This is a genomic window from Ensifer adhaerens, from assembly GCF_001270265.1.
Taxonomy (GTDB): Bacteria; Pseudomonadota; Alphaproteobacteria; order Rhizobiales; family Rhizobiaceae; genus Ensifer; species Ensifer adhaerens_B.
Map to the genome: position 1 here is coordinate 425,844 of NZ_LGAP01000001.1, position 11,341 is coordinate 437,184.

An 11,341-nucleotide genomic window follows, 5' to 3' on the forward strand; every position below is an offset into this window, starting at 1 on the left:
CAGCCCCTCCCATGACAGGTCCCCTATGACAATCGTTGCCTCCTACGTCTACCGCGACGGAAAACGCGCCGACGCGATCCCCCTTGCCGCAGAACCTTTCGAAGCAGCAGACGGCGAATTCGTCTGGATCGGACTTGTCGATCCCACCCCGGATGAGATGGCTGACCTCCAGGCGATGTTCGGTCTCCATCAGTTGGCGGTCGAAGATGCACTTAACGGCCGGCAGATGCCCAAGGTCGATATCTATGGGGACCAGCTTTTCGTGGTCGTTAAGACGGCGCATCTGGATGGAGAGAAGATCGCCTATGGCGAGACCTGCATCTTCGTGGGCAAGCATCATCTGATTTCGGTCAGGCACGGCTCGGCCCGCGCCCACAGCGAACTGCGCGACCAGCTCGAGCGTTCGCCAAAACTCCTCGCCCACGGACCCGACTACGTCCTCCATGCGATCATCGATTTCGTCGTCGACGGCTACCTGCCAATGGTCGAGACGTTGGAAGACAAGGTTCTGGAGCTGGAGAAGCATGTCCTGGTGTCTTTCCTGCAACCGGAGCAGATCCGGCGCATTTTCCGCATGCGGCGCCAGGTGATCCGGTTTCAGCGCATTCTTGGTCCGATGGGCGAAGTCGTTGGAAAGCTCGTCCATCTGGAACTGCCCTGTGTCGATGACAACGCGAAGCCGTTCTTCAAGGACGTTCACGACCATGTGCGTCGGGTTGAAAGCACGGTCGGCGGCCTGAGAGAAATCATGACGTCGGTTTTTGAGGCATCCAATCTTCTCGAACAGCAACGCCAGGGGACGATCACGCGGCAGCTCGCCGCTTGGGCCGCCATCCTCGCCGTCCCGACTGCCATTGCAGGCATCTATGGAATGAATTTCCAGAATATGCCTGAGCTGAGTTCCCGCTACGGATACTTCGTCGTCCTAAGCGTGATCGTGACCCTCTGTGCGATCCTGTACGTGCGCTTTAGGAAGGCGGGCTGGTTGTAGCCGCAGAATACGAACGGCTGCGCAACACCTAAACTCAGCGGAGGAGCCCATCGCGCCCGAACTCTTCCCAGCCGAGCAGCTTCGGACGGGAGGCATCGTCAGGGTTGCCTTCCGGTTCTGAAGGGCTCTTTCTGCCACTCTTCAGCGACCGCGTCAGCTTTGCCTTCAATGCCGCGCGCCGCCTGTTCTCGGCCGAAGCTTCTGCATCCTCTTCGCGCCAGACGGTAACCAGGTCCCGGTCGAGGATGTCTTCAACGACACGAGGATCGAATACGTGGAAGGTGATCTGCCTCGCGCGTCCCCGCAGCTTCACGGTGCGAGTTCCCGCGCTGGGCAAGCGTCCGTCGTTGAGCCACCGATGCCTCTCGGTCGTGGAGATCGTCAGGATATCCTCTATTTCGCGCGGGATCACAGGCAGGCTCTCGATACCATCGAGTGCCTGTTTGACGATCGCAGAAGCAGAGCGGAACTCACCTCTGGAGACTTCAGGCATCGCCAGGGTCAGAACGCCTGCTTCGAGATCGATCGACTTGCGACCCGCCAAGGGAAGCCGCGCTCGAATTTCCAGCAGGATGCCTTTCGCACGGACGGATGACCCGAGCGTAGCTGAAGGCGGCAGCGACCAAGTCTTGATCAACTCCGCGCAATTGTTCTTTTTCTGCTTTGACATCGAACACGATAGATGGGTGTGCCGCGCCTTCCTCGTTGCATCATACTGGTTGAACGCTCCGGCCGTCGTCTCCGATGAAAATCGATTCGCCAGCCACGGGCGTCGTGCTTGATTGGCGTGGTCAAATGCATGGTCATCCCGCCTTCCGGTTTTTCAGATCTGCCTCCAGGGACTTGCGCAGAGCAGACATGATATCCACGACGTTGGAACCGGGTTTTTCCTCTTTCTTACCCTTTGTTGCCTTCTTCGGACGGAGGAGCTTCTTCTTCCCTTCAATGAGCTGCAGAAGGCTCTCCTGGATGGGGTCACTGACCATGTCGGGCGACCAGCGCTTCGTCTTTTGCTTGATGAGCTGCTGTACGAGCGGGACGAGATCTGGGTCGGCATTCTCGTCGATATCCTCGAAATAGGCTTCCTCCGGCCTTACCTCGTCTCCGAAGCGGAGCGACCAGAGGACGATCCCTTCATCGCGGGGTTCCAGGATGACGGCGCGTTCGCGACGGCCTATCACCAGCTTCGATACGCCAACGACGCCGTCCGCCTTCATGGCATCGCGTATGACTGCAAAGGCCTCGTTCCCGACGGCATCGTCGGGCATCAGGTAGTGGGGCTTCTCGAGGTAGATCCATTCGATGCTGTCGGCGGACACGAACTTCTCGATGTCGATCGTCTTCACCGTGTCGAGCGCGACAGCATCGAGATCCTCATCGGTCAGGATCACATAGTCGTTCTCGCCGCGGGCATATCCCTTGCCCTCATTCTCGTCCTTGACCGGCTTCCCCGTGACGGAGTCGATGTACTGCGAGACGACGCGATTGCCAGTATCCTTGTTGAGGGTGTGAAAGCGGACTTTTTCGCTCTCGCTGGTAGCAGGGGTCATTGCGACAGGGCAGGTGACCAAGGAAAGCTTGAGGTAGCCCTTCCAATAATAGCGCGGTGCCATAGCCCCACCTCCTTAGCTAGCTTTGCGGTGCGGAGCAGCCTTTGAACGGGCGGACTTCGCTGTCGGGCCGCGGGAGGCACGCACCCGTGCGGTGCCAGCGCTGGTATTTGCAGCCGTCCGTTTCGGCTTGTCGGCTGCAGCCCTCATCATGCCAGCACTCTCGCGGAGCGCGGCCAACAGATCGTTCGGCTTCGACACCTCCACCTTCTTTGGCTTCGGTAGGGCCTTGCCCTCGACCTTGGCCTTCACGAGCTCGGCGAGCGCAGCCTCATAGCGATCATCGAATGTCGCCGGATCGAACTCGCCCTTCTTCGTCGAAATGATGTGCTTGGCGAGGTCGAGCATCTCGCCTTCGATCTTGATCTTCGGCATCTCCTCGAACGCCTTCTTTGAAGACCTTACCTCGTAGTCGTAGTTGAGGGTCGTCGCTATAAAGCCTTTCCCGTGCGGCCGGATTAGCACTGTGCGCATGCGGCGGAAAAGAACCGTTCTGGCGATGGCGGCCACTTCTGACTGCGCCATGCCGTCCCGCAGTGCTACGAACGCGTCGCTGCCCATTTTGTCGGGTGTCAAATAATAGGGCTTGTCGAAGTAGACATCATCGACATCGGAGCAGGGGATGAAGGCCTCGATCTCCAGGGTCTTGTTGCTCTCAGGGATCGTCGCAGCGACCTCTTCCGGATCACTATGATGTACTGGCCGTTGTCTATCTCGAAGCCCTTGGTCTGCTTCTCCTTCGGTACCGGATCCTCGGTCTCGCTGTCGATGAATACGCGGTTAACCCTGTTTGCCTGTTGCCTTGTTGATCGTATTGAAGGTGATCCGTTCTGACGTGGATGCGGCGGTGTAGAGAGCAACGCCGCATCTCACTTCGCCGAACTTTATGAAACCCTTCCACTGGGCACGATGTCCTGTCGCCATAGCTCTGCACTCCGAATCACTACGGCGATTCAAAGCGTGTGCAGGTGATTCGTTCCAACTCGAAACGAATCATTTTTCAATGACTTATGGAGTGTTCTTCCGACTTTGAATCCGGTTCGTTCCCTGGTTGCAGCCTTTCACGCTCGGCCCACAGCGTCCGAGCGTGCCACTCACTGCGAGGTTGTCACGCAACTCGTTGGAATCTCACGCGTTCTTCCTGTTTCCAACAAGGAGGATCATCCCCATGTCTAAGCATGAATTGATCAATACCGGAACAGACAAGCACTACGTTCGCCGCGACAAGGAGGGGCAGTTCAAGGAAAGCGTCGATGTCGGCCGCTCGCTGTCCGCCGACAAGCGTCAAAAGGCGAAGACGGTGGCCAAGCCGGGCGAGGCGACCAGGGCGACCAGCTCGGCACTCATTGATTTTTGTCCGCTTATAGCTCGATGGCGTGGGTGGCCGACGGCATCCGGCTCAAAAAGGGATCTGTTCTCCTTCTCTGATGCACTCACCTACGCCCGCTCTGCCGAACCGAAGCTGAGAGCTTGGATCATTCCGCTGGGCAGTGATCGTTGATCGATGGGCCGACAGCCGACATCCGGTGTTCCTCGGTTCCGGAGACGTGGAGTTTCCGCCGCGGTGGCTTCCAGACACCGGCCTTCTATGGTGGCTACGTTATGTCCCCAAGATTGGAGCGGTCGCGACACCCGTGTTTCGACAAAGCGTCACTGACTGGCGCTTCCATCAAGGAGCTGGCGAGGATCGAGCTGCGCCGGCCACCGAGGTCGCGGTCAGGAACGCCTGCCTTCGAAGCCTATCTGGCACGGGCGCGGAGGTTTTGAGAGACCGTCGGCGACACGAAGCCCGCTTTCCATTCGCCTAAATCTCCTCCTAGAGGTTCCACTGGGAAACTTCCAGGAGAGTTTGAGCCGGGTGGCCATGGCCGACCAGTCATATTAAGGCGCACCTCGCCTGGAATTCACCCCGGCTCAACAGGATTCGAAAGCGAATCCACAAGCAATCCATCCCTGCCAAATATCTTCTTGTTAAAACCGTCAATGAACGAATTTACCACCAAATGAGTAACGGCCGATCAATCGCTACTTCAAGGACTCAGTCCTTTTCATCGGAGCCGAAAGGTCGCTAGGGAAAGTTGGGCAGGATACGGCGCAAACGGAGGCCCAATCATGCCCCAGTTCGATTTCGCCAGGAACAACCTCACATCCGGACGCCGAACGCTACGGGCACCAAAACGGCTAGTTCATTGTTTTCATTCAGTATTCTGGAAGTCGGTGTACGCTGTTGGCGGGCAGGGTGCACGCTGTTGGCAAGCTGGTGCACGCTGATGCCAAGCGTTACAAATGTTGTAGCGCTCGTCATCAGCGTACACCGACAATCATAGAAATCATTCAGCTTTTGGGAACATGCGAGCGCTGTGGCGTGCACTGTGCTGGTCATCAGTGTAAACTGAAGCAGCCCTGCTCGGCATCAGCGTAAACTGCGCATTCGGTCGAGTTTTGTGAGCCCAATTACCTATGTTCCATGCTATCTCCAGAAGCTGGATCGAGCCTTTCGAACCAGCCGAGAATCGCGACGATACCAACCTGCATTGTCATCGTTGAATCCTCCACAGGGATCCTTGTCCATTGACATCCTCATCCCGCGCGGTGAGGTCTAATACGTCGGCCCAGAAGCTCTCACGATATCGAATGCTTCCTCGACGTGCTCGTGGAGGAGACGCAGTCGCAGTCTCTGAGGAGAGGTATTGTTTGCCGAGGGGAAAGGGGAAGCGAAGTAATCCGGGCGCGCGTCAACGAGTGTCGGATCTATGCGATGGCTGTTGTGCTTCAGCAGATTGTTGAGGCGGTTCAGGTTATCGAGCTGCGGACTGAGGGGGTATTTCTTGGCGCTCTCGGTACTCAGTATCCCGAAGTGATCGCGCCTGCCATGAAGCCCGGTCCATGCTCTCGCGGACCGCTCCCAATAGTGAAAGGCGCTGGTAACGAAGGCTTCACGTACGACACTAACCGCCAAGATAGCGTCCATCTCTGCCTGGGCGAGCGAATGCGCGGTGGAGCCAAGCAGGATGCCATCCTCGTCATATTCCGAGTCATCGACGCCGGCTTGGTCATACTGTGCATAGGCCTGTTTAGCTTGACTGAGCGCCTCGTTCATCTTATCCGCCGATGCCCTGTATGCATCGCAGACGCGATCAATTCCGGTCTGATATCGGAAGGCTTTAAAGCTGTCGGGTAAAATCGCCATAAACGTCTCGAATCCTTCGCTCGACATGATCGCCTTCTGGTCGCACACAAAATGAGCGAGCGTCGCCTCAAAAATAGGGACCGTCGCAAGCCGGCATTGAAGCGCTCAACGACCAGAACTCATCTCTGTCCGAGGTACTCGCTGGGTTGCAGGCCGCGTAGCAGTAGTGGTCTACGCCCGCGCCCCCAGTCGGAAAAACTGCGTATACGAGTCCTGAAAATCATCCTCGGCTTGATAGGCTGGCGCCTTGCCTTCAAAATGTAGAAGCGTCAACTCGAAGTCATATCGATCTGTCCTCATGCACATTTCGAAAGTCGGCTCCGGAAACCAAACGCCTGCCTTCTGCTGAATGCCCTCCAAGGATTCGTCTCGCGACAGCTTGCTGACAGCAAGCGAAGCGGCAGGCAGTTCAAACAGGTCGCTTTTAGTCCGGAGAAAGCGACCTGACTTGAGGGCCGCATCGCTAGATTTCGCCCAGAGCGCGAAGCCATCCACGGACGCGACGACCATGGCCCGCGATGTCGTATACTCGAGCCACCTCAGCGTCGCGGCCGTGAGCGATACACCATACCTTGCGGCCGCTTCGCCCAAACGAGAGAAGTCAGCGAGCTGATCGGAGGGGATGAACCGCCGATAGTCATCGAGGGGCATGAGGAGCGTGGCAGCGAACTCGTTCGCTTCCTTCTCGATGTTTCGTCCGGCGCCATGCTCGACGGCTTCCTTCGTGCAATGGAAGCCACCGTCAAAATCAGGATCCTTATCGACAAGATCCCGGTGAAGCATGAAATGTCCGAGTTCGTGCGCAACGGTGTAGGCCCGGCGCCCCGCGTTCTGCTTTTTGTCGTACATGATCGCCCAACGCCGGGGCGTGGTATCGCCTGGAACGAGGGCACCTTCGCATCCAGGCAGATCATCACCGACGATCTGCTCAATGTGACTGCTTGGCGAGATCTGCTTCGTGTATTCGAGTGCAACCTCGTCCACGTTAACAGGCCCGCGCTCGAACCTGTCATTGCCAAACATCGTGTTCAGCACCAGCGAGATGTTGTTAGCAACGGCTCTCGGCGACTTCGGTGTCAATCTTTCTTGCCTCCAAGAACCTTGGCCATCGCTCGAATCTTCTCGCGGGTGTCGGGGTCCATCTGACTGTATTCACGAAAGAAGGCCTTGTCCTCGGCATCAGCGAGCGTGACCTCCTCGCGCCCGATCAGGTAATCGGTCGTAACACCGAGAGCTACCGCGATTGTCGCCAGCTTTTCTGCGGAAGGACGCGGAGGATCCTTGTTCTCCAGTTCCCAGATGTAGCTTTTGGATGAACCCGTAGCCGTCGCGAGCTGGTCGAGCGTCAAGCCCTTCTGCGTGCGTAACTCTTTGATTCTTGTTCCAAATGTCGGCTTTGCCATGGCGGTACCGTTCTCGTTTTTGTTGTTCGGTGTAGCAGTACAATATGGCCCTTGACTCTGGAAGGCAACATCTCCATCTTGTTCGGAGTAGCGATATTTAACGAAGTATTACGGCGAACCCGCTCTGAGGTCGGGGCTGGCTAGTAGACATCAAGGCGCGGCGCAGCGTGCGGGTCAAGCGAGATCGGAAGCAGCATGAAACTTGTAAGTGATTTCAAGGATTTCCTGGAGGATACCGTCAACCTCAATCAGACGCGCATCGACTTGCTCTCAGCTCGTGTCGACGCCATCAAAGATTTTCTCAGGGCATCCGACTGGGACCCGCAGATCCTTCGTTTCATCGAGCAGGGGTCGTGGGCGCACGACACGATCATCCGTCCCGTCGACAAGGGGGAGTTCGACGCTGACCTGCTCGTGAAGGTCAAACCCGTCGACGGTTGGAGCGCCGCCCAGTACGTGAAAGAACTCGGTCGCGTCTTCCGCGATAGCAAGCGCTATGGCGAGATGACGGTCGTCTACGATTACTGCGTCACCATCACCTACGCCGATGATTGCAAGATCGACATCGCGCCGTTGGTGACGGATCGCGAATATCAGGGAACGCTTGAGGTCTGCAACAAGCGCGCCGACGAATTCGAAGAGTCTCAGCCGATCGAGTACACCCGCTGGATCAAGGAAAAGAACGGATACTCGGGCAACAACTCCTTCCGGAAGGCAACGCGGCTGATCAAGTACATCCGCGACATCAAGAAGCGGTTCAGTTGCCAGTCAGTTCTGCTGACGACCTTAATCGGCCATCGGATCGAGTGGTGGGACAAGGACACCACGGCCTTCGCCGACACGCCGAGCGCCCTCCAGACGATCATGGGAAGGCTCGACGACTGGCTGCAGGAACGCCCTGAAAAGCCGAAGGTGGAGAACCCATCCCTGAAATCGCAGGACTTCGCGGATCTTTGGAACGACACCCAGTACGCGAACTTTCGCAACTTCGTGCACAAGTACCGGACGTGGATCGATGACGCCATTGAGGCCCCGAACCGCGCCGAAAGCATCGAGAAATGGTGCAGGGTCTTCGGCGATGACTTCGCGAAGGGCGAGAACGTCAAGAAGGCCGAGGCTTCAGTGACCGATCGCGCACGGGTCCTTCTCATGGACACAGCCGCCCATCTTGACGGACTTGTCGACACCGTGATCGATTACGGGGTGGGAATCCTTCCGTCCATCTTCAACAAGCCGCCACATCAGCAGGCACCGCCCTGGCCGATGGCGGAAACCGTCTCGCGCAATGTTCAGGTCTTTGCGGAGCATAGCGGTACCAAGCTGAAGGGAAGGGGGCACCGGATCAGCTCGGGTGAGGCACTCGCTCCCAAGGGCGGGCTCTGGTTCGATGTGCGCATCAACAAGTTCCAGGCAGTTCCATCTGACTGCTACGTTCGGTGGCGCATCACGAACACGGGCGCAGCCGCGATGGCCCAGAAGTGCGGGAGAGGCGGCTTCGAAAAACCCACTGAAGGCGATCGCCGGTGGGAGGGGCTGCAGTACCGCGGTGTCCATATGGCCGAAGCCTTCATCATCAGGCGACGCGACGATCGTGTTGTTGGCCAGAGCGACCCGTTCTACGTCGTGATTAAGTAGGAGCAGAAACGAATGCCTAAGGTCGATACCGTCAGTAAGAACTATTACGCCCCACTCACGCTGATGGACACCATCGGAGGCTGGCTGTTCTGGGTGATCTCCATCCTGTCCATCGTCACTCTTTTTATCGACAAGGCCGCGTATCCGCAGGCGAACATCGCTCTCCAGATAGCGTTCCTGATCGGCGCTCTGCTCTTCTTCGTGCATGGACAGGTTCAGAACATCTACCTCTTCCCAAGGGCCGAGGATGCGAGGCGGCAAGAGGCGCTATCCAACAGCTTCAACGTCGCGCTCACGCATGAGGAGACTGTCGGCTATTACAATAACGACCAGACGAACCCGCTCAGGCGGTTGGCCGCGAACTCCATGGAGAGCGTATTCTTTACGCGCTCCATTGTTCGCAAGATGCTGCGGTCCCAGCGGATAACGACGCTTGGCTATCTCGTGGTCTGGATTGCGGCGATGGCATATCCCTCCACCGATCTCGAGGTCATCGGCGTTGCGGCGCAAGCAATCTTCAGCGGGGAAATCGTCGGACGACTGGTTCGCATGGAATGGCTCCGCATGCGCTGCGAACACCTCTTCAACGACTTCAACAGGCTCTTCAACGGCGGTCGGGGGGCATCCAAGTCCATCACTCAGGCCCAGATCATCGAATTCTTCGCCTATTACGAGACAACCAAATCGACCGCTGCGATCCTCCTATCCACGAAGATCTTCAATGAGCAGAACCCAACGCTGACCGCCGAATGGGAGCGCATACGCGCTCGCATCGGTATCTGAGGCTGCATCCATGGCCACGACAGTTGCCGGTGCCTTCCAACAGTTCAAGACCAATCTGGAGATTTCTAACCTGCAGGAGAGCACGACATCTACGCGCCAACAGAATGTGCGGGATGCGGTCTCCCAGGACTTCGTGGTCCTCGACACCTTCCTTACCGGATCCTATCGCCGCAGCACGATGATCGCGCCCCTTAAGAGCGCCGACATCGATGTGTTCGCCGTCCTTGATCCGAGGTACTACGCGGCCAAGAACCAGCACGCGCTGCTGACATCGGTAATGACCACGCTCAAGAAGAAATACCCCTCGACACCGAGGATAAAACCCGACGGACAGGCCGTGACCATCACGTTCACGGATTTCGAGGTCGACGTCGTGCCGGGCTTCTAGCGGACCGGCGGAGGCTTTCTTATTCCCGACGCGAATCTCAAGCGATGGATTCCTACGGATCCCAAAAAGCACGTGGAGCTCTGGTCCCAATCCAACAAGGCTCACAACGGCGCACTCGTTCCGCTTATAAAGATGCTCAAGTGCTGGAACCGGTCGAATGGAAACCTACTCCGCTCCTTCCATCTTGAAGTACTCGTCAGACATGTCCTGCAGGACGTCACCATCAGTGACTATGCAAGCGGCGCCCGCTGGGCGTTCGACAAGATGAGGGGGAAAGTCTGGGTCAAGATCGCCGACCCCGCCGGCTACAGCGACGATGTCGCCTCATATCTCGCCAAGTCGGAAGCAGACAAGATCATTGCCGCCCTGGATAAGGCGTATCGTCAATCGGTCGCCGCTGAAAGCAACGCTAGTTACGGCTTCGTGAGGTCAGCGATCGAGGACTGGCAGACTGTCTTCGGCGATTACTTCCCTGGATATGGATGAAAGGGGCATAGTGCGCAAGGCCACCTATTTGCGCCTGTATCTCGCCGCGGCCGCCTTCAGTATCTCGAAACCATCGGCGGCAACAATGGTCCTTGACGCCCTCCTACATGTTCTATATTCGTTCTCGCCCATGAACACCTTCGCGCGCCACTCGACACGAATACGCTGACGCACTCCGGCTTCGTCCGGTGTCGCCCTGTTCTGCGTTTTCGTTTCCGAGGGATGCCATGAAGGTAATCTCGAATGACCGGAGGGACGATGCTGTCCCGCACAAGGTCACGCTTTCACCGATTTATACCCCGATGGCGACCATCAAGTGCGATGGCCCCGCCAAGTTCCGGTCGCAGCAGGCGAGGGACTTCGCGTGCCTGCTTGATCTTGATCCCGATGTCGTTCGATGGAGCGCCGCGCCACCGCTGCTACGTGACGGGGACGACGAATACCAAGTCGATTTCTTCCTGCTGACCACGGAAGGCGGATCCTTCCTCATCGATGTCGGGCAGGAAGAGCCATCGCCACCACGCTGGCTCTCCAGCGCGATCGAATCCATGGGGCACCGATACCGCCCTGTGGCTATGATCGACTTCGCCGACAGCTTCCGCCTCCGGAATGCCAGGGATCTTCTCCGATACGGCTTCTACCGAGCGCCGCTCGGCGACAGGATTCGTCTCCTTGCCGGCCTCGAGGAAATGGGATCGCTCACTGTTGCAGAATGCCTGTCGGCGATCCGGGAAGGACGGCCGATGCCGACATTGGCATCGCTCATCCTCCAAGGATTCCTGGAGATCGATCTCGACGAAGCCCTGATCAGCCCGGAAACGCAGGTGCGCCGGATACGGGGATGACGTGACGTGC

At 57.6% G+C, this 11,341-nt stretch carries 12 protein-coding genes and 1 pseudogene; 7 read left to right on the top strand and 6 right to left on the bottom strand.

Going from position 1 to position 11,341, the window contains the following annotated elements; translation table 11 throughout:
• Positions 1–25: 25 nt before the first annotated feature.
• Positions 26–991, top strand: coding sequence for a magnesium and cobalt transport protein CorA (locus AC244_RS02055; RefSeq protein ID WP_053247145.1), 966 nt, complete (start codon positions 26–28; stop codon positions 989–991).
• 34 nt (positions 992–1,025) lie between these two features.
• Here the strand turns inward: AC244_RS02055 and AC244_RS02060 are convergent, their stop codons facing one another.
• From AC244_RS02060 to AC244_RS02070, 3 genes and pseudogenes are all read right to left on the bottom strand, one after another.
• Positions 1,026–1,661: a hypothetical protein gene (locus AC244_RS02060; protein ID WP_053247146.1), complete on the bottom strand. Its 636-nt coding sequence runs from the start codon at positions 1,659–1,661 to the stop codon at positions 1,026–1,028.
• Between the two features lie 133 nt (positions 1,662–1,794).
• Positions 1,795–2,604, bottom strand: a complete 810-nt coding sequence (locus AC244_RS02065; RefSeq protein ID WP_053247147.1) for a Ku protein — start codon at positions 2,602–2,604, stop codon at positions 1,795–1,797.
• 12 nt (positions 2,605–2,616) lie between these two features.
• Positions 2,617–3,525, bottom strand: a pseudogene (locus AC244_RS02070) (Ku protein).
• Between the two features lie 244 nt (positions 3,526–3,769).
• On the opposite strand from AC244_RS02070, the gene AC244_RS37385 reads away from it, so the two are divergent.
• Positions 3,770–4,102 (top strand): hypothetical protein, encoded by a 333-nt coding sequence (locus tag AC244_RS37385; RefSeq protein ID WP_053247148.1) that lies wholly within the window; start codon positions 3,770–3,772, stop codon positions 4,100–4,102.
• 1,098 nt (positions 4,103–5,200) lie between these two features.
• Here AC244_RS37385 and AC244_RS02080 read toward each other — a convergent pair.
• The 3 genes from AC244_RS02080 to AC244_RS02090 form a co-directional block, all read right to left on the bottom strand.
• On the bottom strand, positions 5,201–5,818 hold the full coding sequence (locus tag AC244_RS02080) for a hypothetical protein (protein ID WP_152975816.1): 618 nt from the start codon (positions 5,816–5,818) through the stop codon (positions 5,201–5,203).
• Between the two features lie 144 nt (positions 5,819–5,962).
• Positions 5,963–6,871 (bottom strand): ImmA/IrrE family metallo-endopeptidase, encoded by a 909-nt coding sequence (locus tag AC244_RS02085; RefSeq protein WP_053247150.1) that lies wholly within the window; start codon positions 6,869–6,871, stop codon positions 5,963–5,965.
• Positions 6,868–7,194, bottom strand: a complete 327-nt coding sequence (locus AC244_RS02090) for a helix-turn-helix domain-containing protein (protein ID WP_053247151.1) — start codon at positions 7,192–7,194, stop codon at positions 6,868–6,870. Before AC244_RS02090 ends, AC244_RS02085 begins: the two co-directional genes overlap by 4 nt.
• 195 nt (positions 7,195–7,389) lie before the next feature.
• Between AC244_RS02090 and AC244_RS02095 the strand changes: the two genes are divergently transcribed.
• The 5 genes from AC244_RS02095 to AC244_RS02110 all read left to right on the top strand — a co-directional run bounded on the left by AC244_RS02095 (position 7,390) and on the right by AC244_RS02110 (position 11,331).
• Positions 7,390–8,829 carry an SMODS domain-containing nucleotidyltransferase gene (locus tag AC244_RS02095; protein WP_053247152.1) on the top strand — a complete coding sequence of 480 codons (1,440 nt, stop codon included), beginning with the start codon at positions 7,390–7,392 and terminating at the stop codon, positions 8,827–8,829.
• Positions 8,830–8,841: 12 nt separating this feature from the next.
• Positions 8,842–9,612 carry a hypothetical protein gene (locus tag AC244_RS02100; protein WP_053247153.1) on the top strand — a complete coding sequence of 257 codons (771 nt, stop codon included), beginning with the start codon at positions 8,842–8,844 and terminating at the stop codon, positions 9,610–9,612.
• 10 nt (positions 9,613–9,622) lie between these two features.
• Positions 9,623–10,000, top strand: coding sequence for an SMODS domain-containing nucleotidyltransferase (locus AC244_RS37855; RefSeq protein ID WP_234716828.1), 378 nt, complete (start codon positions 9,623–9,625; stop codon positions 9,998–10,000).
• Between the two features lie 72 nt (positions 10,001–10,072).
• On the top strand, positions 10,073–10,486 hold the full coding sequence (locus AC244_RS37860; RefSeq protein WP_234716829.1) for a hypothetical protein: 414 nt from the start codon (positions 10,073–10,075) through the stop codon (positions 10,484–10,486).
• Between the two features lie 227 nt (positions 10,487–10,713).
• Positions 10,714–11,331 carry a hypothetical protein gene (locus tag AC244_RS02110; protein WP_053247154.1) on the top strand — a complete coding sequence of 206 codons (618 nt, stop codon included), beginning with the start codon at positions 10,714–10,716 and terminating at the stop codon, positions 11,329–11,331.
• Positions 11,332–11,341 lie beyond the last annotated feature (10 nt).

Excerpts from the sequence above, each read along its gene's own strand:
- AC244_RS02095 (WP_053247152.1), top strand. The coding sequence starts at position 7,390 with ATGAAACTTGTAAGTGATTTCAAGGATTTCCTGGAGGATACCGTCAAC.
- AC244_RS02110 (WP_053247154.1), top strand. The coding sequence starts at position 10,714 with ATGAAGGTAATCTCGAATGACCGGAGGGACGATGCTGTCCCGCACAAG.
- AC244_RS37385 (WP_053247148.1), top strand. The coding sequence starts at position 3,770 with ATGTCTAAGCATGAATTGATCAATACCGGAACAGACAAGCACTACGTT.
- AC244_RS02100 (WP_053247153.1), top strand. The coding sequence starts at position 8,842 with ATGCCTAAGGTCGATACCGTCAGTAAGAACTATTACGCCCCACTCACG.
- AC244_RS02080 (WP_152975816.1), bottom strand. The coding sequence starts at position 5,818 with ATGTCGAGCGAAGGATTCGAGACGTTTATGGCGATTTTACCCGACAGC.
- AC244_RS37855 (WP_234716828.1), top strand. The coding sequence starts at position 9,623 with ATGGCCACGACAGTTGCCGGTGCCTTCCAACAGTTCAAGACCAATCTG.
- AC244_RS02060 (WP_053247146.1), bottom strand. The coding sequence starts at position 1,661 with ATGTCAAAGCAGAAAAAGAACAATTGCGCGGAGTTGATCAAGACTTGG.
- AC244_RS02055 (WP_053247145.1), top strand. The coding sequence starts at position 26 with ATGACAATCGTTGCCTCCTACGTCTACCGCGACGGAAAACGCGCCGAC.
- AC244_RS02065 (WP_053247147.1), bottom strand. The coding sequence starts at position 2,604 with ATGGCACCGCGCTATTATTGGAAGGGCTACCTCAAGCTTTCCTTGGTC.
- AC244_RS02090 (WP_053247151.1), bottom strand. The coding sequence starts at position 7,194 with ATGGCAAAGCCGACATTTGGAACAAGAATCAAAGAGTTACGCACGCAG.